Source organism: Pedobacter sp. FW305-3-2-15-E-R2A2, from assembly GCF_038446955.1.
In the GTDB taxonomy this organism is placed as follows: domain Bacteria; phylum Bacteroidota; class Bacteroidia; order Sphingobacteriales; family Sphingobacteriaceae; genus Pedobacter.
In genome coordinates this window covers 5,355,316-5,375,880 of the sequence record NZ_CP151803.1, presented here as the reverse complement: position 1 = coordinate 5,375,880, position 20,565 = coordinate 5,355,316, and the positions used below count along the sequence as shown (strand labels likewise).

Here is a 20,565-nt window from a genome sequence, read left to right as displayed (position 1 = left end):
TTGGCTTTAATAAAACTTATTACTTATATTAGTATTGTTGATATTTAAAATATTAACTTTTATTATTTATCAAATTAATCTATTGAATATGGCAAAAGCACCAAATGGGCCTTTGGGGGCCTTAAATGGAAAATTACACAACCTGGTTTTCTATGTCTTAAACGGACAGCCGGTTGTTCGTACGATTGGAGATCCGGGTAAACCGAGCAGAAATCAGCTGGCCAACCGTCAGGCGATGTCAGTAACTATGGAAATGGTGAGCAGGATCTCTGAGTTTACCAATGTCAGCTTTGAGCTGGAAGCAAGAGGAACGGTTCGAAATGCCCATAACCTCGCCACTTCATATATTAAAAAACACGCTTTAAAAGGAGAATATCCAAATATTTCTGTGGATTATAGCAAGGTTATACTCAGCAATGGAAATTTACCGGGTGCAAATGACCTGAAAATCGAAAAGAAGAAAAAAGGAGTATTGGTGAGCTGGGATCCTAGTGGTCAGTACAACGACACGGTGATGATTCTTCTTTATCACCCTCTGGAAAAAACGGCAACGTCTGTGATTAACGCCTGCAGGAGAGATGCCGGGAGTTACTTTATCGATTTGTACGAGCAGCGGGTTGAGGAACCTATTGAGGCCTATATCTGCTTCAAATCTGCTAATGGGAAGGCCATTTCGGACAGTACCTACATCGGAAATTTGAACGGAGCAGTGGAAAGCCCGGAAGAGATCAGGCAAAAGCAAAATTATGTGTTGGTAAAACAACGTTTTGATGTTCTGGAGACCGATTATTTGCAGCAAATGAAAGATAACCGGGGGAATCCCGTCAATAGCAAAGCATTCCGAAGTCTGGAAAGGGAGTATGAGGTGTTGAAGAATAAACTGGAGCATCTTCCAGGAAAGCCTGGTTGAGCTTGATCTGCTCTGTTTTCTTAAAGAAAGGGCACCCTTTCTTATGGATGCCCTACGTTAAAAATTATTTTAAAGCAATCGTAGCGCTTGGGCTAAGGATAGTTCCGGTAGACTTTCCATCGGCTGCTTTGACGCCATCTATCCAGATTTCAACTACAAGTGTAGAGTTTGCATTAACACCGGTTCCAGATACACCAAAACTTACCGCATGCGCTGAGGAAGAAATGGTATATTCATTACTTGTCCAGTTTTGCGTATTCAGGCTTGTAAAGGTTTCAGCTTTACCGGAACCGTCTGTGTAAACAGCAGTGCTGATTTTTGTACCTGTAGAACCGATGGCTTTGAATACAACTTTATGCGTGTTGTTTGAAGGACCATCATTCTTGTCTTTTTTACACGCAAATAAAAGGGTTAAGCTTAAAATTAATGATAGTGATAGGATTTTTGTAATTCTGTTCATCGATTTTTTAAATAGTTATAGGTTATAAAATTTAAAATTTCGAAAAACAAATGTCATGCCAATAGCAGCCTGTTTTTGATTTAAAATTTTTGTTTTTTCGATCCGGAGCAGCGAAAGGGCTTTGATTTTGTTTTTTAAAATGTTGATTTATATAGGGTTAATCTGTGTTTTTTAGTGCTGATTCCAGAATGGTTAAAAAAATGTTACATATGTCTCCATTAAGGGACTTCTTTATTTTTATCGCTTATTCTATACAGTTTACTTAATTTGTACTATCGTTATTAAATAATTAGGACTGAGGCTTAATCGGGGAAAGTAAATCTCCGCCAGGGGGATTTCAGGAGCTTCGGCGGATGGTTTTGGGGAAGGGAATTGAAATTTATATGTACTTTTGCAGGAAAGTACCTTTTTCTATGATGACCCTTGCTACGATTGAATTAAATAACACTTTTCTTTTTAAGTTTTTGAAATTCGGTGTGGTAGGCTTTTCGGGGCTTATCGTAGATTTCGGAGTTACTTATCTCTGTAAAGAGAAACTGAAAATTCATAAATACGTTTCCAGCTCATTGGGCTTTATTGTCGCCACCACGACAAATTATACCTTAAACCGTTACTGGACCTTTAACAACCATGATGCGGCGAGTATTACTCAGTTTGGAAAATTCTTTGTCATTTCTCTGGTGGGATTATTTTTAAGCAATAGTCTGATTTATCTGCTCAATGACAAGTTGAAATGGAATTTCTATGTGGCGAAGGCCTGTGCCATTGTCATCATTTCTTTATGGAACTTCTTTGCCAATTACCTGTATACCTTCTCCAGTTAAAACCTGATCTTTAATGCTACAAACGAAAAAAAGTGCTGAACAAATATTGCTCATTTTTTTAGGGTTATGGACCCTTTTGAATATTATTCAGGCAATCTTTGTAGAAGTACATGCTGATGAGGCTTATTATTGGGTGTATTCCCGCTTTTTAGATTGGGGTTACTTTGATCATCCGCCAATGGTGGCGCTGTTTATCAAAATCGGAGATGCTTTATTGCCGGGGACACTGGGATTGAGGCTGTTTTCGGTCATTACGAGTACACTTTCTATTTTCCTGCTTTGGAAGATCGTAAAGCCCTATGCGGAAAATATAAAGCTCTTTATACTCTTATTTGCTTCGGTAGTTCTTTTTCATGTATATGGCTTTATTACCACACCAGACTCGCCATTGTTCTTTTTTACAGTGTTGTTTTTTTATGTATATCAGAAATATGTGGCTTCTGATCAGCTTAAATGGGCTTTTCTACTGGCATTGGTGATTGCTTGTTTATTGTATAGCAAATACCATGGAATCCTGGTTTTATTCTTCACGATCCTTTCAAACCTAAAGTTGTTAAAACGGCCTTCTTTCTGGCTCATCGTTGGTGTTGCTGTCCTTGCTTTTCTTCCACATATCTGGTGGCAGGTACAAAACAATTATCCTTCATTTTATTACCATGTAATTGACCGTTCCGCAGCTTTCTATAAAACGAAATTTACGACCGAATACCTGCTGGCGCAACTGGCACTTGCCGGACCGTTGGTGGGTTGGTTCCTATATCAGGCGGCGGTAAGGTCAAAAACGGAAGATGCATTCATCAGGGCCATTAAAGTTAACTTTTATGGAATTTTTATTTTCTTTCTTTTTAGTACGCTTAAAGGAAGGGTAGAAGCACATTGGACTTTGCCTGGAATGCTTTGTTTGTTTATCCTTGCCTATCTTTTTATGGCAAAGAAGGAAACTCCGAAATGGTTTGAAAAGCTGGCCATCGTCAATATAGTTCTGATCATTTTGATCAGACTAATCCTCATCATCCCAATTGATTCTTTAATGAAAATTAAAGCGGTTGCGTATTATTTTGGCAATCAGGTGTGGGCAAAGCAGATTCATGAAAAGGCAGGAGATGCTCCTGTAATCTTTACAGATTCTTTCCAGGTCCCTTCACGCTATAATTATTATACCCGATCCACCAAAGGTTTTGGTTACGATTCCAGGTATTACCGGAAGAATCAATACGACATCTGGTCGCTGGAAGATAGCCTTAGAAACAAAAAAGTGTATTATGTTTTACAAGCCAGTCATGGGGAAGGAATAGCGCAAGATACCATCTCCACTTCAAAAGGGTTGTATTATGGCCGTTGGATAGAAGCGCTGAGGATGTACCAAAAAGTAGCTGTTAATCCGGTAGAAAAGCTTAACGTGTTAAAAAAAGGAACGGAGATTTCCTTGAAACTGAAAATTACAAACCCATATGATCAGGAAATCTCCCTGGGCAACAGTGGCGAAAAATGGAAATGTTTTCTCGAATACAGTTTCAGGAATGGAGAAACCCTGGCTGAATTTAAGCCGGTAACTGCTGATCTTGAAAATGTCAGGATTCCTGCGAAGCAATCTATAGAGCTGCCAGTCAGGTTTATTGCCCCGGAGGCTGCCGGAAAATATAAACTGATCTTTTCCTTAAGAACGGAACCTTTCAGTGGCGCAAGAAATAGCAATATGATTGCTGTTGAGGTTAAATAGACAGTTGTTTTAGCAGGCTCATCTGGTCAATCATTCCTGAGTGGCGCCAGATAATTTCTCCTTTTTTAAAAAGAAGGAAAGTTGGAACGGCTTTGACATTGTATTTGGCTGCGGCAGCCTGATTTTTGTCGATATTGATTTTGATCACCCTTGCCCTTCCTTCGGTAATCCTGGCAACCTCCTGAATCACTGGATTCATTGATTTACAGGGCCCACACCAGTCGGCATAGAAATCTACGAGTACCGGGGTTTCTGATTGAATAAGTTCCTGAAATGCGCTCATATTTGTTTTTTTTTAGAAAATCCGGAGAAAATTTACGCGCTGAGGCAATTGTTTTCTCCGGTTTATGGGTTAATTATAATGCGTCATAAATGGTGACCTTTTCAAAAAGACCACGGAATTCATCTAAGAAAGCAAGGTGTAAAGGGTGCGTTTGATAAACGTCATGTCCGGCAAGATCTTCAAAAATAATGAGCAAAGAAAAAGTATAGGAAGTATCCACTACGGCACGCTCAATGGGAGCAGGGATTCCTACATAAAAACTCTTTACAGATTCAATTTTTTCCAATGATTCAAGACCTTTTCTGAAAGCAGCTTTCTGATCTTCGGTGGTATCGGCTTTTAGCCAGAATAAAACGTGGTGAGCTAACATATTCTAATTGTTTTTTTTGTAAATATAACGAATTGGAAGATGTCTGGTGATAAAGACTCGGAGACAGGGCCTGAAACCTGCCCCCGGAATCTTAATCTAGCGTGCTGAAACTAAAACGGGCCATGGTGATAAAACGCTACAGCAGATTGTAAATAAATTTTTCTAAATTCAAATAAGAAGATCCGCACTGTTTGTATTGCCTGTGGTTGAAAAAAAGACTCCCTTGAGAATTATTAATTCGGAAACATATATGTTACATTAATTTAATTTTGATAAATTAGTTTCGGGGATTCAAACATGTCATTACAGCAAACACTTTCAGATCATGATCTCAAGGCCAGGTTAATCGCCGGGGAAGAGACTGCTTTTGCAGAACTTTATGATCGTTATAGTGCCCCGATTTATCAGTATATTAAGAAGTTCGTACATTCTACAGATTTATCTGAGGACCTTACTCAGGAGATTTTCATCAAGATCTGGCAATGTAAATCTAAATTATGTGAAGTCAGGTCGATCAAGGCTTATCTGTTTATTATGGCCAGAAATCATACACTAAACAGTCTGAAAAAAGCATTGCGTTCTAATGTGGCCATGTCTGAGGTCCTGAATTCTTTTGTAGAAGAAAGAAATGATACAGAGGAAAGCCTTTTAAGTAAGGAGTATCATGAATATCTGGAAAAAGCATTGGATGCTTTACCCTCCAGAACCAGAGAGATTTTTAAACTGTGCAGACAACAGGGGAAAAGTTATGATGAGGTGGCTACTGAATTAGGAATATCCAGAAATGCAGTAAAAAATCACATGGTGGGCTCTATGAAAATTCTGAGTGCTTCAGCCAAAAGAGACCTTGGAATCTCATTGAGTGTTCTGCTGACCGTCTTTCTTAAATAATTTTAAAAAAAATCTATTTCCAGCTACCCTTGCCTACCTCAAATATTGTCTTCTATTTGAATGGTCAGCCGTATGGAAGAAAACGAATTTTATAAGATCCTTGTTCAGCGTTACCTGGACAAACAACTCAGCGATGAGGAACTGGAGCTTTTTGTGCAGTTAACGAAAGAAGGAAAACTGGATGATCAGCTGTTAGAAGCCTGGAATGAAGAGGCGGAGATTTCTGAAGCCGATGAAATGGACTATCAGCGCGCCAACCGTCCAAAACCTTTATGGCCAAAGCTAGCGGCAGCTGCCAGCATCCTGATTGCAATTTTTGCAGGACTTTATTTTTACTCCGGTACCGGCAATACTCTAAATCCTTTAACTGCGGTAAGTACGAAGCACGATGCTGCACCTGGAGGGAATAAGGCAACACTTACTTTATCTGACGGTTCACAAATTTCATTGACCGATGCCGGAAATGGACAGCTGGCGGAACAGGCAGGGGTGAGAATCACTAAGAATGCAGACGGACAACTGGTTTATTCCGTTGTTCCATCTGATGCAAAGGAGTTGGCTTACAATACCATCAGTACTCCAAGAGGGGGTGTTTACCAGGTCAATTTACCCGATGGGACCAGCGTTTGGCTGAATGCCGCTTCTTCGATTAAATTTCCTACCACATTTGCACACCTGAGCCAACGTAAAGTTGAGCTGCGTGGAGAGGCCTATTTTGAAGTGGCAAAAGATAAAAAACTACCGTTTATTGTCAGCACCAGCCAGCAACAGGTAGAAGTCTTAGGTACACATTTTAACATCAATTCTTATGAAGATGAAGAGGAGGTGAAAACCACACTTCTGGAAGGAAGTGTAAAGGTTTCTGCCGGAAATGTAATGTTTCTTAAGCCCGGTCAGCAGGCTAGCTCACCGGTACGTTCCGCAGGGAAGGTTAAAGTTAGCCCGGCGAATATAGAACAGGCGATGGCCTGGAAAAATGGTTTCTTCCATTTTGAAAAAGAAAGTCTTCACTCTGTATTGCGACAACTGGCACGCTGGTACGATGTTGAAGTTGTTTACCAGGTAGACCGTCCTGATGATGAATTTGTTGGAGATATCCCTCGTGGGGTGAAATTATCTGAAGTGTTGAAGATCCTGGAATTTGAAGGAACACATTTTAGAATTGAAGGCAGGAAACTGTTTGTGATTAAATAAATACTAACCCAAATATATAACTCATGTATTGTTAACTCAAAAACGGTCAGATATGAAAAAATAGATACTCAAAAACAACGATCTCATATGTAAGGAATAAACCGGACCCTGCTCGCAACAGGATCCGGATTGCCCATCCGATCATATCAGAATGGAACATTGTTCCGGTTGACCTCAAAAAATACTTATTGGATAATTAATGAATAAACCAAAACATTCAAAAATATGAATTTAAACTCATGTAGTAAAGCCTCTTTTGTCGGGAGGCTCCGCTCAATTAAGATTTTATTGGCCATGAAACTAACAGTAATTTTACTCTTTCTCGGCTGCCTCCAGGTATCCGCAGATGGTTTCTCGCAAAGGATTACGCTTTCAGAAAAGAACAGCTCTTTTAACAGCCTGTTTGAAAGCATCAAAAAACAAAGTGGTTATACTTTCTTTTACAACAATAAACTGATCAAAGAGGAAGGAAAAATCAGTGTGAACCTGAGGAATGTAACGCTTGATGAAGCACTCAGTCAGATTTTAAAAGACCGTCCTTTCTCTTATATGATCATGAATAAAACAGTGGTGATCAAGAAGGTAGCAGTCGAAAATAGAAACAGACTGGAAAACCCGGAAGTCTGGGTTAATATTCGGGGAAAAGTGGTAGATACAGAAGGGAACCCATTACCTGGTGCATCTATACAGGTTAAAGGAACCAAAGAGGGCGCTTCTGCCGGTACTTCCGGAGAGTTTGTCGTTAATGCAAAGGCTGGAGATGTACTCGTGGTGAAATTTCTCGGTTATGTGACTAAAGAGGTGACGGTTACCGCAGTGAATACTGTCTTAAATATTGTCATGGAAGCTCAGAAGCAAGAGCTTTCAGAGATCATTGTGACTGCTTTGGGGATCAAACGTTCCGAGAAATCATTGGGTTATGCCGTTCAGAAGATCGGTGGAGATAAAATCCAGACCGTAAAAGGGGTAGACCTTGGAACTTCCTTAACAGGACAGGTAGCAGGTTTGGTAGTGAAAAACTCCACAGAATTTAATGGAAAGCCGAAGCTCGAACTTCGTGGCGAGGATGCACTGTTGGTGATTGACGGGGTGCCTTATGGCAATATGACCCTTCGTGATATTCCTGCAGATGATATAGAAAGCATGGACTTATTGAAAGGATCAACCGCATCAGCACTTTATGGTTCCAGGGCTATTGGTGGTGTGCTTTTGGTAACGACCAAGAAAGGTGCATCCGGAAAAGGTTTTGCAGTAGATTTTAATAGCAATACCATGCTTCAGTTGGGCTATCTTGCTGTCCCGGAAGTACAAAGTTCTTATGGACGCGGTCAGAATGGCAAGATCGATAACGATTATGTTTGGGGCCCAAAGCTTGATGTTGGCAATACGGCGAGAGACTGGAATCCGGCAACGAAACAATTTGAAGATAACCGTCCCCTGGTTTCTGTCGGAAAAGACAACCTCAAAAATTTTATGAGTACGGGAGTCATCACTAATAACAACATTTCCATTGCTCAGACCGGCGAAAATGGGAGTTTCAGAATCGGCTTAAACCATATTTATAATAAAGGTCAGTTTCCGAATCAGAAATTGAACATGATGAACCTGACTTCCGGTGGTGAGATTAAAATCAACGATCAGTTTAAGATTGAAAGTCACCTGGGTATTAGTCGTCGCTCTGCTCCGCAGGTTTGGGGAGGCGGTTATGATAACCAGGGATACCTGTATCAATTGGTGATGTGGACAGGGACGGAATATGATATTCGCGATTATAAAGATTATTGGGTGGTGCCGAATAAAACGCAGAACTGGATGTATACCAATTGGTATGACAACCCTTATTTGATTGCAAATGAAAAATTAAGCGGTATCGCTGAAAATACGGTGAACGCAAATGTAACGGCCAACTATAAGTTCAATGAAGATTTTAATCTGATGTTGCGCCTGGGTTATGACAATTACAATAACTCCGAAACGATGAGAAATCCAACTGCAAACATCTTCTCCACCCGTGGAGGCTGGAATGCAAGAGGGATGTATAGCATTCTGAATAAAACAGGATTCAGTACCAATGACGACCTCATCTTGACTTTTAAAAAGAAAGTCGGCAAATGGGCTTTTGAAGCACTTGGAGGGGGTACCTTGTATTATTATTCAGATGAATCGTTAAGGGCAACGACAAAGAACGGATTGATTTCTCCGACTTTCTTCTCTCTGGCAGGGTCTGTAGAAGCACCTACGGTTACTCCCGGACATGGAGCAAGGCAGATCAACAGTCTTTATGGCAGGGCATCCATTGGATGGAATGATGCCGTATTTCTTGATTTTACCGGTAGAAACGATTGGAATTCGGCGCAACCGAAGTCCTCAAGAGATTACTTCTACCCTTCCATAGGTTCCAGTGTGGTAATTTCGGAATTGGTTAAAATGCCTGAAGTAATTGATATGTTTAAGCTTCGCGGGTCATGGTCTGTTTTTAAAACCGCATTTGATCCATATGCGATTAACAATGTATACAGTACCACCACTGCTGCCTGGAATACCCTTAATTCAGGGAGTTACCGGAATTATTTACTGGGTGAAGGTTTACTTCCAAGTTCACAACGGACCTGGGAAATTGGTACTGCCGGATACCTCTTTAAAAAACGCCTGCACTTCGATGTGGCTTATTTTAACAAGTATTACTACAACAGGCAGACGGATACCAAAGAAAGAGGAAATACCGCTTATTTACCTGGTTCCAGTGGATTCAGTATGGCAATTGTGAATAGTAAGGAGACTTATGAACGCAGAGGTATAGAAATTACAGTAGACGGCTCGGTGCTTAAAAGCAGGGATTTCGAATGGTATGCAACTATGAACTGGGCACAGCAGCACCGTTATTACGTAGATATAGATCCTCAGTATTCTCCCGACGATCTATGGACGAAGAAAGGGCAACGCCTGGATACTTACAAAGCCAACTATTGGCTTAGAGATCCGCAGGGAAATGTAATCTTCAATAATGGTTCTCCTGTAAACAGTGATTATCAGCAAAAATATGGTTATGGAGAGCCTGATTTCAGCTTTGGATTCATCAACAGTTTCCGTTATAAAAACTGGAATATGAGTTTAAATATTGATGGCCGTATTGGCGGACTGATGTATAATTATATGTATGATAAGATGTGGGATACGGGAACAAATCCTGATTCGGATAACCAGTACCGCTATGATCAGGTGGTGAATGGCCTGAACAATTATGTAGGAAAAGGGGTGAAGGTGATTTCGGGAAGCGTAGTCTTTGATAAATACGGGCAGATCACGAGTGATACCAGACAATATGCACCAAATGATGTGCAGGTTGGTTACCAGGATTTTGCGCAGAAATTTAGAGGAGGAGATAAAGGGATTCAGAATGAATCTTTTGTGAAGCTTCGTGAGTTGTCACTGGGATATACCTTCTCGCCAAAGATCATTGGTAAACTCGGACTGAAGCGAGCTTCATTCTCTGTAACAGGACAGAATTTATTCATGTGGACGAATTTCAAATATTCAGATCCGGATGTGGATACTGAAAATCTGAACTCGCCATCGCAGCGCATGCTGGGTTTCAATATTAAACTAGGCTTGTAATCTTATTGTAGATCGTAAAAATATAAAGATGAAAAATACTCTTTTAAAATATATGTTAATCTTGCCAGCGCTGGCATTGTTAACCCCCGGATGTAAGAAGTTTGATGAGATCAATTCAAATCCGGATAAAACAGGGGAGGTCAGCTCTTCTATCCTGGCAACGGGCATGATTCTGAACATCACCCGTGCTGACATCAGTACTCAAAAAGGATTTATCCAGCCTTTTCTCTTAGGAAAGTACATCACCTGGGGCGAGGGGCAGGAAGACCTTCAGTACAACAAAATTAACAGGGCAGATTTTGGCCGTTTAACGCTGCTTCGCAACATTGCTCCGATGGAGAAATATGCGACAAGTGAGGCCTTAAAGAAATCTTATCAGGCATTGGGACATTTTATCCGTGCCTGGCAGTTTTTTCAGGTAACTATGCAGGTTGGAGATGTGCCATTTAGTGACGCCATCAAAGCGGAAACAGAAAATATCTTACGTCCCAAATATGATACCCAGAAAGCTGTTTTTCAGGGAATCCTGGCGGAACTGGATTTGGCAAATCAGCTTTTTGCGGAAGGCGCAAACTTCGATGGTGATCCGATATATGCCGGAAAAGCGGACAACTGGAGAAGGTTAACCAATAGCTTTGAGCTACATGTGCTGATCAATCTGTATAAAAAAACGGCTGATGCAGATTTAAAAGTAATAGAGAAATTTAAAGACATCGTGGCCAATCGCCCTTTGATGCGCGATTTTAAGGATAACTTTGCATTGGCTTATAACAATATCGCCGGACAAAATTATCCATGGTCTGATGTTCCTGCCGGATCTGGGAATTCCTTTGTAAAATCAAATTATACCATGCTTTCCAATACCTTATTGGACCCGATGAGAGCATTGAAAGATAAACGTCTGTTCTATTACGCAAAACCATCTCCGGTTAAGATCGCAGGAGGCTCGTCCGAATCGGATTATAATGCTTATCCGGGAGTAGCACCTTCTGATGCTTTTTCCAGTCTTCAAACCCGTAGGGTAGGAAAAGATTATGCAGATCTGAACAATCGTTATGTACAGCTGGTTAATGCAGAGGCTGTGAGTGTTTTCAGTTATTGGGACCTGCAGTTTATTCTTGCAGAGGCGAGTTTAAGGGGATGGATCACGGGAACTCCTGCGCAGACGTATTACGCCTCAGGGATCAGTAGTTCTATGAATTTTATCGCAGGGAATACACCTGACCTGATGGATTATCACCACAATATGAAAATGGACGCGGCATATATTGCTGCTTTTCCAGGCTCCCCGGGTGTAGCCCTTGCAGGTTCAGAGGAGGAGCAGATTGCACAAATCATTACGCAGAAGTATGTGGCTAACTTTTTACAGGGCAGCAAGTACAGCGCCTGGTATGAAAACAGAAGAACGGGTTATCCGATATTCACTTTAAACAGTACCACAAACCTGAATATGCCGACCACTAAATTTCCTGTTCGCTGGCTTTATCCTTCAAATGAACTGGATTTCAATGGCGCGAATGTCTCTGCAGCCATTCAAAGTCAATTTGGTGGCAATGATGATGTTAACCAAATCATGTGGTTGTTGAAGTAGTATTTTATGTTATATTTATAATCATGTAAAACAGATCATCGAATGACACAAAACAAGGGTTTAAAGAAAACACTGACTCCCTTTATGTTGTGGGGGCTTGGAGTAGGGTACGTTATTTCAGGCATGTATTTCGGTTGGAATCTTGGCCTTGAAAAAGGAGGGACAGGGGGCATGGCAATTGCCACCCTGGCCATCATGGTGATGTATGTCACCTTTACCTTTAGTTACGCAGAACTGGCTTGCGCGATCCCTAAAGCAGGGGGAGTGTTCGACTATGCAAATAGAGCAATGGGGAAAAATATCGGCTTTATAGCCGGTATTGCCCAAATTGTTGAATTTATACTGGCACCTCCGGCAATCGCTTTTGCCATAGGTGCCTATTTTAATGCGTTCTATCCACAGGTGCCGGTACTGACCAGTGCCATTGCCATTTACTTTATCTTTACGGCTTTAAATGTCTACGGTGTGAAAGCCGCAGCTTCGTTTGAAGTGATCGTGACCATCTTTGCCGTTGGAGAACTCTTGCTGTTCTCAGGAATTGCCATCCCAAAATTTGAGATGGCTAACTTAACGCATAATGCTTTACCTAATGGATGGACCGGCATCTTTGCAGCCATCCCTTTTGCCATCTGGTTCTTTCTGGGTATTGAAGGTATTGCCAATGTTGCTGAAGAAACGAAGAATCCACAACGAGACATCAGTAAGGGATTTGGATGGGCAATATTTACACTCGCCATTCTTTGTATCCTGATCTTTATCTCTGCAACAGGCATCGCCGGATGGGAGGCTATCGTCTATAAAAACGGACTAAACGGAGAGACTTCCGACTCGCCACTTCCGCTGGCGCTGGCAAAAATCACAGGCGATAACCACCTGATGTATCATTTATTGATCACGGTTGGTTTATTTGGCTTGGTGGCTTCCTTTCATGGATTGATACTCGCGGCAGGAAGGTCTACTTATGAAATGGGACGGGTGCATAACATTCCTTCCTTTCTCGGTAAAATATCTCCGCGTTTTCATACGCCTGCCAATGCATTGATCGGCAATATGGTGATCGGAATCCTGGCACTGCTTTCGGGTAAAACATCGGAAATCATTATCGTTTCTGTTTTTGGTGCGTTAACGTTGTACATCATTTCCATGATCTCCATCGTGATCTTAAGAAAAAAAGAACCAGAGTTGCATCGTCCTTTCCGGATTCGTTTCTACCCCTTATTTCCTGTGGTGGCGCTGATCATCGCCTCAGCATCTATTGTAGCCATGTTTATTTTTAACCCTAAACTTGGCCTGATCTATTTCTCTATTTTGTTAATTACATTTTTGCTCTACAGGACCTTTAAAACAGCTGATAAATGACAACAGAAGAAATTTTAGCATACGTAAAACAACACCCTTCGGGAAAGGTAAAAGTGGCTGTGGCAGATATCGATGGGGTGTTAAGAGGTAAATACATTGCGGCAGATAAGTTTGCATCGATGGTGGAAGGCCGGTTGGGCTTTTGTGATGTGACTTTCGGCTGGGATATGGGAGATGTGGCCTATGACAATGTGAAATTTACCGGATGGCATACGGGGTATCCGGATGCCCAGGTGAAACTGGACCTGAGTACCTTTCGCAAGATCCCATGGGAGAATGATGTTCCTTTCTTTCTTGGTGATTTTGTCAATGACAAAAATGAGCCTGCGTATACTTGTCCGCGGCAACTGCTTCGCAAAGTGCTGGCCGAAGCGGAAGGATTAGGCTTCCGGCCTTATTTTTCCCAGGAATTTGAATGGTTCAACTTTGCAGAGACGCCGGAAACGGTGCACCAGAAGAATTTTCATGACCTCAATCCCTTAACGCCAGGAATGTTCGGTTATTCCATTTTACGGAGCAGCCTGAAAAATTCTTATATGACCGATCTGTTTGACCTGTTGTGTAAGTTTGATATCCCTGTGGAAGGTTTACATACAGAAACAGGGCCGGGAGTATATGAAGCGGCCATTAAATATGCGGAGGTTCTGCAGGCGGCAGATCAGGCGATCTTGTTTAAAACCGCAGTAAAAGAAATTGCTTACCAACATGGGATTATGGCCACCTTTATGGCGAAAATCTCTGAAAATCTGCCAGGTTGCAGTGGTCATGTGCACCAGAGTTTATGGGATAAGGAAGGAAAGCATAATCTGTTTTATGATTCAGATGCTAAAGATAAAATGAGTAGCCTGATGAAAAGCTATATTGCCGGTCAACTGCATTGCCTTCCTTATATATTGCCCATGATCGCTCCAACCATTAACAGCTATAAAAGACTGGTGGAGGGGGCCTGGGCACCGACAACACTAACCTGGGGGATAGACAATAGGACGGTTGCTTTAAGGGCTTTACCTGGCCATGTAAAGGCCAGTCGTTTAGAAACCAGGGTGGTCGGTTCAGATACGAATCCTTACCTGGCTTTGTCGGCCTGTTTGGCGGCAGGACTGTATGGGATAAAAAACAAACTCAGCCTCGATAAAGAAGCGACCACAGGCAATGGATATAAGGACCTTTCTAACGGAATTCTTCCGGGAAATCTGCATGAGGCGACCCTTAAAATGAAGGGATCTCCGATTGCAGCAGAATTGTTCGGAGCCTCCTTCGTGGAGCATTTTACCTTAACAAGGGAATGGGAATGGAGGCAATATGCCAAAGTAGTGACAGACTGGGAGATGAAAAGATATTTTGAAATTATTTAAGCCATAAAAGCAATGACATTTGATAAAGTATATCAATATAATTTTCCTACCACCATCCGTTTTGGTGCGGGAGCGATAAAAGAACTGCCTGCTTACCTTCAGGCAAACGGATTAAAACGTCCACTGCTAGTGACCGATCCCACAGTAGCCGCTTTGCCTTTTTTTAAAGCCATTGTTGCGGATCTGGAAGCACATTATCTTTCGGTAGAAGTTTTCAGCGACATTCATAAAAATCCGGTAAAGAGTGATGTTTATAAAGGAACGGAGGTCTGGGACCAAACCTCCAGAGACAGTGTGATCGGTATCGGTGGCGGTGCGGGTTTAGATGTAGCCAGGGCCATCGTATTGCGGGTAAACCACCGGGAAGATTTGTTTAAATATGATGATCTGATTGGAGGTGATGTATATGTGACGAATGAGGTGCCTCATTTTATCACCGTACCGACTACTTCCGGAACAGGAAGTGAAGTAGGGCGAAGTGCTATTATCTCTGACGATGAAACGCATCAGAAAAAGATCTTGTTCTCTCCCAAATTAATGGCGAAAATAGTATTTGCCGATCCGGTACTCACGATGGATTTACCTCCGCACATTACTGCGGCAACAGGGATGGATGCGCTGACGCATAATATGGAAGCATTTCTGGCAAAAAATACCCATCCACTATGTGATGGAATTGCTTTGGAAGGTATTTATCTGATCAAAGATGCCCTGGAAAAGGCCACACATCAGTCGGACCTCGAGAGCCGGAGTAAAATGCTGATGGCCTCGATGATGGGCGCAATCGCTTTTCAGAAGGGATTGGGCGTCGTGCATTCTTTGGCACATCCGCTTTCGTCCTTGCTGGATACCCACCACGGACTGGCCAACGCGGTAAATATCCCCTATGGAATGGAGTTTAATATTGCCGGTTTTGAAGAGAAGTTTCGTCGGATCGCCAGAACATTGGAGTTGAAAGATGAAAGCGGGGAAGCAGTGGTGAAGTATCTTTTTGAACTCAATACCAAGCTGCACATTCCTCATCGCCTGAGTGAAATTGGAGTGAATTCATCACATATAGAAACGCTGGCTGATCTTGCCTTCGCAGATTTTGCCCATCCAAATAACCCAAAGCCGGTGAGTAGGGAGGATTTTAAACAGTTATATTTAAAGGCCCTTTAACAGGGAGTAAAGTATGGATTGTTTATGAAGAAGAAGATAGGAATTAGCTATACAGAAGTGAATTCTCCAAATTACTGGAACTGGTTTACTTCGGATGATCTTGGGTCAGACCTGGAGCTGCTGGAGCTCTCTTTTCAAAAGAATAATGTGGAAGACATTGCCATTTGTGATGGTTTTGTGCTAACAGGAGGGATTGATGTCGAGCCCTCCATCTTCGGCGGCGCTCAGGACTATCCTCACCGTCCGGAGTCTTTTCTGCCGGAAAGAGATGCTTTTGAGAAATTGATTTATGCGCAGGCAAAAAAGGAGAAAATCCCGGTATTGGGAATTTGCAGGGGAATGCAGTACATCAATATTCTGGAAGGCGGAAAAGTTTATGACGACATTGGAGAAGATGCGAACGCAGTTCATAAGAAAGCCGGGGAAGATAAAATTCATTTGGTAAACCTAAACAAAGACAGTTTGCTTTATGAGATTACGGCTCAGGAACAGGGTTTGGTGAATAGTGCCCATCATCAGGCCGTTGATCCGGAACATCTTGGAGAAAACTTGATGATTAGTGCTTACTCAGAAGCTGGCGATAGAATTATTGAAGCCCTGGAATATAAAGACAAAAGCAATTCCGGGTTTATGATCGGTGTGCAGTGGCATCCCGAAAGAATGAAAGAAAAAGAGCGTAATCCCTTTTCACAAAAGATCAAAGAACAATTTATCATTGAAGTAAGAAAACATAAAAGATGAACATCATTAATCCTGCTACAGCAGAAATAATCACGACCCTTCAGGAAGATTCCAGGTCCAGTCTGGAGGAGAAATATTCGGTGCTTAAAGCCGAACAATTAAATTGGGCAAAGAAAAGTTTACCGGAAAGACTGGCGGTGGTTCATCGGTTTTATGACTTGTTGGAAACAGCGCAGGAGCAATTGGCTGCGGTCTTGACTTCGGAGGTAGGGAAGCCCCTACAGCAGTCGCGCAATGAGATTAATGGAGCCAGAACAAGGATTCAATGGATGATGAACAATGCGGAGAAGTACCTTTCTGAGGAATGGGTAACGGATACCGAGGAGTTGAAAGAAAAGATTTCTTATGATCCTCTTGGCGTAGTTTGTAACATCTCTGCCTGGAATTATCCCTATCTGGTTGGGGTGAATGTTTTCGTTCCGGCATTGATTGCAGGCAATACCGTGATGTATAAACCTTCTGAATATGCAACCCTTACGGGATTGGAAATAGAAAAGTTATGGAAAAAAGCAGGATTGCCTGATGGTGCTTTTCAAATCGCGGTTGGCGGAAAGTCTGTTGGCGAAGAATTGTTGGCTATGGATTTTGATGGATACTTTTTTACAGGATCCTATAAAACCGGAAAATATATTTACGAACGGGTTGCCTTGAAAATGGTGCCTTGTCAGCTGGAACTGGGTGGCAAAGATCCTTTGTATGTGGCGGACGATGTGACTGACGTGGTTGCGGTGGCTGCCGGGACCGCAGATGGTGCCTTTTATAACAATGGACAGAGCTGCTGTTCGGTAGAGCGGATCTATGTGCATGAGGAGGTTTATGAAGGTTATCTCGATGCCTTTTTGAAGGAAGTGCAATCCTGGAAAAAAGGGGCGCCGACAGAAGAAGGGGTTTATATTGCGGCCTTGACAAGAAAAGAACAACTGGAAGTCCTGGAAGCTCAGGTGGCGGATGCTTTGGCAAAAGGTGCGTTGTTATTGACCGGAGGAAAAAGGGGAGTTGGCCCGGGTTATTACTTTGAACCTACCGTGCTGAGCAATGTGACGAATGACATGAAAGTAATGCAGGAAGAAAGCTTTGGGCCGATCATTGGTATTATGAAGGTTCAGGACGATAGCGAAGCGATTGCTATGATGCAGGATACTACCTACGGTTTAACCGCAGCAGTGTATTCGAAAAATGGCGACCGTGCGCAAAGAATTTTATCGCAGATCGATTCTGGCTCGGGCTACTGGAATTGCTGTGACCGGGTGAGTGCCGGACTTCCCTGGACTGGAAGAAAACATTCTGGAATCGGGTCTACATTGTCGCATCAGGGATTACGTGCTTTTACCAAGACTAAAGCCTGGCATATGAGGGCGTAACTTTAAGATTGCTGTAATTGAGTGTTAAATATTGTTATCTTTAGGGTAAATATTTTCATCATGAATGTGAAACCTATTGTTGCTATTGAATATTGCCCTAAATGTGGCTGGATGCTTAGAGCAGCTTATATGGCTCAGGAGTTGTTGAGCACCTTTACCGATGAGGTTCATGGTGTGCTGTTGAAACCTAGTGAAACAGGGGGCGCTTACATCATCACAATAAATGAGGTGGTGGTTTTTGATAGAAAGGAAGAAGGTCGTTTTCCCGAGATTAAGGAATTGAAACAGATCGTTCGCGATGTGGTGAGTCCGGATAAAAGTCTGGGGCATTCTGATAAGACCAGTTAGAAAGAATAACGACAATGAGCATTTAGAAACTACCAATTTGGGGTTCGGGGTATATCAATAGTTATTTAAACTCTTCTTTAATGCTTTCTCTAAGGTCATAGAGTGACCATTGTTTATTAAGCACAGATTGTTTTTCTGTTTTTAAGAGCTGGATGAAATCCTGAACACCCATTGGTTCATTGCCATTTCCATGGATGAGGACAATGCTCCCAGCATGTGTCTGTTGTCCTTTAGCCAGCCATGCATCACTTCCTACCGGGATAAGACCAAATGCCAAGATTTCATCCACCAGTTTCTGATCTGACACTAAGCCTGGGAAACGGAAGAAAATGGAAGGTAACAATCCTTTTTGGATCATCAGTGTTTCTGTTGCCAGGACCTCGTACATCACACTTGTGCCTGGTTCCAGCAGAAAGTTAAGGGCTAAAGGAGCTTTGGGATCATACCGATGGTTGAAGGTATGGTTGGTCCAGGTGATGGCTAGATCTCCTGATTTTTCCAATGCTTTAAGCCAGTCGATATCCGCAGCATGATTGATCATGAACTTACCGGTAATGGACAGCGCGACGGGTACTGGTTTTTCAATTTTTTGAAATTCAGCGATTAAAGAAGTGAATATCACGCGGTCTAAGGCTTTATGAGAAGGGCAGAGGTCAATCGTCAGTGTAATCCCTTTTTCTTTTGGAAAGCCATGAATGATTCCTGCATCCTGAAGCGCAATGGATTGCTGTTTTGCTGCCTGAATGGCTTTTAAGTAAGGGCTATCTTTGAGATCAGGTGATTCCTGCCAGTTTGAAATAGGTTTTGTGCTAAGTTCTGCCGCCTTGATGATTTGTGTTTCCAGGTTTTGAGGATCAACCGTCAGGTAATACTTCTGGCCTGATTTTTCAAATTCCCGCAAGATCATTAGGTTTTTACCCTGATGATCTGCGACAGCAAAATATTGCTTGTAATTTTTGATTTCCTCCTGGGCGTATAAAGTCATCACCCAGGAAGAAATAAGGAGGATCAGGACGAATTTCTTCATCCCCTAATTTACTTCATTTCTGCTTTAAAAGCATGGAATTCTCTATGAAGTTTTAGCAATTCTGATTTTAAAGAAGAGACCTGCTCTGTTAGTATTTTGTGGTTTGTTTCCAGTGTTTTGATGTCTTTGATCAGTGTTCCTTTTTCCGGGGTAAACTTTCTGTTGCCTTTGCCGGTGTAAAACCATTCAAAAGACATGTTAAATACTTCATGAAGTTTCTTTACAAAATCGATTGGGATATTCAGGCGGTTGTTTTCATACCTGCTGATTACAGAGTGATCCAGACCAAGTTGCTTTCCGAACTCTTCCTGACCCATTTTTTCTGCTTTCCTAAATACTTTTAATCTTTCCGCTTCTTCCGTGGTTTCTTTTAGTTCTGCCATCTGTTCCTTTACCTCTTTTGTAATACGTTCACAATATTGAACATTTGTCTGACATCATCCAGGTGAATGTCGAAATCCGGATACCTGTCTTTATCGGGATTCAGGGAGTGGCAGGTAATCACACCAGTGTCTGTATCGTGATGGGTGATTCTCTTTGCGATGATGCCGTGTTTTTTATGGACGATGATGTAATCTTTGAACCTATGGGTGTGAAACTTACTGGTCCATAGGTGCTGTTGGATTTCTCTTCCGGTGGCAATACTTCCGTCGCTGATGCTTTCCTTGGTATTGTCGTCCATACTGTCTCCTACAATTTCAAAAGCCCTGTACTGGCCTTTATGATGTTTATCCACGATAATCGTATGCTTTGGTAATTCTTCTAAATATTCCGGATCTCTGTAGCCTGGTAAATACCCGGCATATGCATATTCATTAACTAATGGTACAACCATTATGTATTTTCCTTCTCCCAGGTCTATAAAAGGAGAATCTCCGACTTCCAGTGGATAGTGGATTTCACCTATTGAGGTGCTGTTTGCTTTTTGGGTTGGCGCTGATTCAAGCAGCATTTCTCCTTCGCCTTCTTCATACCACTTCCTGGAAACACCAAGGTGATCTTCTAATTTCTGACCCATTGTTTTGGGTGTCTTTTCACTTTTCAAAATTTCCGAGACGTAAGACTTGGACATATTAATTGCTTTTCCAAACTCTGTGTCGTTCTTGAAATTAAAGAAACTGTATACTTCTTTAAGTCTCTGGAATTTTTGTGAATTTTTTTCTTCCTGATTCACAATACGTTATAATTTTAATGTCCCTTTTTACGAATTATCAGTTGTAATAGTTCGTAAATACGAACTATATTTGTTCTGTATAGTTCAGCAAATATATATTTTATGAATCACATTCCAAATTAATACTAAATATTTAATAATTGGAATACACCGGATTAAATAAGCTGAGCTGAATTGTATA

At 41.8% G+C, this 20,565-nt stretch carries 19 protein-coding genes; 13 read left to right on the top strand and 6 right to left on the bottom strand.

The genetic code is table 11. The annotated features are described in order from the left end of the window. The first annotated feature begins 88 nt into the window (after positions 1 to 88). On the top strand, positions 89 to 910 hold the full coding sequence (locus AAFF35_RS21745) for a DUF6266 family protein (RefSeq protein ID WP_342328642.1): 822 nt from the start codon (positions 89 to 91) through the stop codon (positions 908 to 910). Positions 911 to 974: 64 nt separating this feature from the next. Here AAFF35_RS21745 and AAFF35_RS21740 read toward each other — a convergent pair whose 3' ends face one another. Then, a complete protein-coding gene (locus AAFF35_RS21740; RefSeq protein ID WP_342328641.1) occupies positions 975 to 1,370 on the bottom strand; it encodes a hypothetical protein in 396 nt (131 codons plus the stop codon). A 413-nt stretch (positions 1,371 to 1,783) separates the two neighbouring features. On the opposite strand from AAFF35_RS21740, the gene AAFF35_RS21735 reads away from it, so the two are divergent. Together AAFF35_RS21735 and AAFF35_RS21730 are read left to right on the top strand one after the other, a co-directional pair. Beyond that, positions 1,784 to 2,194 carry a GtrA family protein gene (locus AAFF35_RS21735; RefSeq protein WP_342328640.1) on the top strand — a complete coding sequence of 137 codons (411 nt, stop codon included), beginning with the start codon at positions 1,784 to 1,786 and terminating at the stop codon, positions 2,192 to 2,194. Between the two features lie 13 nt (positions 2,195 to 2,207). Next, positions 2,208 to 3,914: a glycosyltransferase family 39 protein gene (locus AAFF35_RS21730; RefSeq protein WP_342328639.1), complete on the top strand. Its 1,707-nt coding sequence runs from the start codon at positions 2,208 to 2,210 to the stop codon at positions 3,912 to 3,914. Here the strand turns inward: AAFF35_RS21730 and trxA are convergent. Together trxA and AAFF35_RS21720 are read right to left on the bottom strand one after the other, a co-directional pair. Beyond that, a complete protein-coding gene (trxA, locus tag AAFF35_RS21725; protein ID WP_074605967.1) occupies positions 3,907 to 4,197 on the bottom strand; it encodes a thioredoxin in 291 nt (96 codons plus the stop codon). The two genes, AAFF35_RS21730 and trxA, sit on opposite strands and share 8 nt — an antisense overlap. Before the next feature lie 73 nt (positions 4,198 to 4,270). Next, the gene (locus tag AAFF35_RS21720; RefSeq protein WP_342328638.1) at positions 4,271 to 4,567 is read right to left on the bottom strand and encodes a Dabb family protein; all 297 of its coding nucleotides are present in this window, start codon (positions 4,565 to 4,567) and stop codon (positions 4,271 to 4,273) included. Between the two features lie 297 nt (positions 4,568 to 4,864). On the opposite strand from AAFF35_RS21720, the gene AAFF35_RS21715 reads away from it, so the two are divergent. The 10 genes from AAFF35_RS21715 to AAFF35_RS21670 all read left to right on the top strand — a co-directional run bounded on the left by AAFF35_RS21715 (position 4,865) and on the right by AAFF35_RS21670 (position 18,183). Further along, positions 4,865 to 5,458: an RNA polymerase sigma-70 factor gene (locus AAFF35_RS21715; protein WP_342328637.1), complete on the top strand. Its 594-nt coding sequence runs from the start codon at positions 4,865 to 4,867 to the stop codon at positions 5,456 to 5,458. 72 nt (positions 5,459 to 5,530) lie between these two features. Beyond that, positions 5,531 to 6,652 (top strand): FecR domain-containing protein, encoded by a 1,122-nt coding sequence (locus tag AAFF35_RS21710; RefSeq protein ID WP_342328636.1) that lies wholly within the window; start codon positions 5,531 to 5,533, stop codon positions 6,650 to 6,652. 294 nt (positions 6,653 to 6,946) lie between these two features. After that, positions 6,947 to 10,267: a SusC/RagA family TonB-linked outer membrane protein gene (locus AAFF35_RS21705; protein WP_342328635.1), complete on the top strand. Its 3,321-nt coding sequence runs from the start codon at positions 6,947 to 6,949 to the stop codon at positions 10,265 to 10,267. A 28-nt stretch (positions 10,268 to 10,295) separates the two neighbouring features. Further along, positions 10,296 to 11,858, top strand: coding sequence for a SusD/RagB family nutrient-binding outer membrane lipoprotein (locus AAFF35_RS21700; RefSeq protein ID WP_342328634.1), 1,563 nt, complete (start codon positions 10,296 to 10,298; stop codon positions 11,856 to 11,858). Positions 11,859 to 11,900: 42 nt separating this feature from the next. Then, positions 11,901 to 13,217, top strand: a complete 1,317-nt coding sequence (eat, locus tag AAFF35_RS21695) for an ethanolamine permease (protein ID WP_342328633.1) — start codon at positions 11,901 to 11,903, stop codon at positions 13,215 to 13,217. Then, positions 13,214 to 14,572 (top strand): glutamine synthetase family protein, encoded by a 1,359-nt coding sequence (locus AAFF35_RS21690; protein WP_342328632.1) that lies wholly within the window; start codon positions 13,214 to 13,216, stop codon positions 14,570 to 14,572. Before eat ends, AAFF35_RS21690 begins: the two co-directional genes overlap by 4 nt. A gap of 12 nt (positions 14,573 to 14,584) precedes the next feature. Further along, positions 14,585 to 15,733 carry an iron-containing alcohol dehydrogenase gene (locus tag AAFF35_RS21685; RefSeq protein WP_342328631.1) on the top strand — a complete coding sequence of 383 codons (1,149 nt, stop codon included), beginning with the start codon at positions 14,585 to 14,587 and terminating at the stop codon, positions 15,731 to 15,733. Positions 15,734 to 15,757: 24 nt separating this feature from the next. Then, on the top strand, positions 15,758 to 16,474 hold the full coding sequence (locus AAFF35_RS21680; protein ID WP_342328630.1) for a gamma-glutamyl-gamma-aminobutyrate hydrolase family protein: 717 nt from the start codon (positions 15,758 to 15,760) through the stop codon (positions 16,472 to 16,474). Next, on the top strand, positions 16,471 to 17,835 hold the full coding sequence (locus AAFF35_RS21675; protein WP_342328629.1) for an aldehyde dehydrogenase family protein: 1,365 nt from the start codon (positions 16,471 to 16,473) through the stop codon (positions 17,833 to 17,835). The genes AAFF35_RS21680 and AAFF35_RS21675 overlap by 4 nt, the downstream gene beginning before the upstream one ends. A 60-nt stretch (positions 17,836 to 17,895) precedes the next feature. Then, on the top strand, positions 17,896 to 18,183 hold the full coding sequence (locus AAFF35_RS21670) for a SelT/SelW/SelH family protein (protein ID WP_342328628.1): 288 nt from the start codon (positions 17,896 to 17,898) through the stop codon (positions 18,181 to 18,183). Positions 18,184 to 18,244: 61 nt separating this feature from the next. Here AAFF35_RS21670 and AAFF35_RS21665 read toward each other — a convergent pair whose 3' ends face one another. From AAFF35_RS21665 to AAFF35_RS21655, 3 genes are read right to left on the bottom strand one after another with little or no spacing between them, the layout of a single operon-like run. Then, positions 18,245 to 19,210: a polysaccharide deacetylase gene (locus tag AAFF35_RS21665; RefSeq protein WP_342328627.1), complete on the bottom strand. Its 966-nt coding sequence runs from the start codon at positions 19,208 to 19,210 to the stop codon at positions 18,245 to 18,247. Positions 19,211 to 19,218: 8 nt separating this feature from the next. Next, the gene (locus tag AAFF35_RS21660) at positions 19,219 to 19,593 is read right to left on the bottom strand and encodes a helix-turn-helix transcriptional regulator (protein ID WP_124583929.1); all 375 of its coding nucleotides are present in this window, start codon (positions 19,591 to 19,593) and stop codon (positions 19,219 to 19,221) included. A gap of 8 nt (positions 19,594 to 19,601) precedes the next feature. Then, complete coding sequence (locus AAFF35_RS21655) at positions 19,602 to 20,384, bottom strand: helix-turn-helix transcriptional regulator (RefSeq protein ID WP_342328626.1); 783 nt, start codon at positions 20,382 to 20,384, stop codon at positions 19,602 to 19,604. Positions 20,385 to 20,565 lie beyond the last annotated feature (181 nt).

Coding starts and splice junctions, on each gene's coding strand:
- eat (WP_342328633.1), top strand. CDS start 11,901: ATGACACAAAACAAGGGTTTAAAGAAAACACTGACTCCCTTTATGTTG.
- AAFF35_RS21710 (WP_342328636.1), top strand. CDS start 5,531: ATGGAAGAAAACGAATTTTATAAGATCCTTGTTCAGCGTTACCTGGAC.
- AAFF35_RS21720 (WP_342328638.1), bottom strand. CDS start 4,567: ATGTTAGCTCACCACGTTTTATTCTGGCTAAAAGCCGATACCACCGAA.
- AAFF35_RS21690 (WP_342328632.1), top strand. CDS start 13,214: ATGACAACAGAAGAAATTTTAGCATACGTAAAACAACACCCTTCGGGA.
- AAFF35_RS21735 (WP_342328640.1), top strand. CDS start 1,784: ATGATGACCCTTGCTACGATTGAATTAAATAACACTTTTCTTTTTAAG.
- AAFF35_RS21745 (WP_342328642.1), top strand. CDS start 89: ATGGCAAAAGCACCAAATGGGCCTTTGGGGGCCTTAAATGGAAAATTA.
- trxA (WP_074605967.1), bottom strand. CDS start 4,197: ATGAGCGCATTTCAGGAACTTATTCAATCAGAAACCCCGGTACTCGTA.
- AAFF35_RS21700 (WP_342328634.1), top strand. CDS start 10,296: ATGAAAAATACTCTTTTAAAATATATGTTAATCTTGCCAGCGCTGGCA.
- AAFF35_RS21660 (WP_124583929.1), bottom strand. CDS start 19,593: ATGGCAGAACTAAAAGAAACCACGGAAGAAGCGGAAAGATTAAAAGTA.
- AAFF35_RS21670 (WP_342328628.1), top strand. CDS start 17,896: ATGAATGTGAAACCTATTGTTGCTATTGAATATTGCCCTAAATGTGGC.
- AAFF35_RS21685 (WP_342328631.1), top strand. CDS start 14,585: ATGACATTTGATAAAGTATATCAATATAATTTTCCTACCACCATCCGT.
- AAFF35_RS21715 (WP_342328637.1), top strand. CDS start 4,865: ATGTCATTACAGCAAACACTTTCAGATCATGATCTCAAGGCCAGGTTA.
- AAFF35_RS21665 (WP_342328627.1), bottom strand. CDS start 19,210: ATGAAGAAATTCGTCCTGATCCTCCTTATTTCTTCCTGGGTGATGACT.
- AAFF35_RS21740 (WP_342328641.1), bottom strand. CDS start 1,370: ATGAACAGAATTACAAAAATCCTATCACTATCATTAATTTTAAGCTTA.
- AAFF35_RS21675 (WP_342328629.1), top strand. CDS start 16,471: ATGAACATCATTAATCCTGCTACAGCAGAAATAATCACGACCCTTCAG.
- AAFF35_RS21730 (WP_342328639.1), top strand. CDS start 2,208: ATGCTACAAACGAAAAAAAGTGCTGAACAAATATTGCTCATTTTTTTA.
- AAFF35_RS21705 (WP_342328635.1), top strand. CDS start 6,947: ATGAAACTAACAGTAATTTTACTCTTTCTCGGCTGCCTCCAGGTATCC.
- AAFF35_RS21680 (WP_342328630.1), top strand. CDS start 15,758: ATGAAGAAGAAGATAGGAATTAGCTATACAGAAGTGAATTCTCCAAAT.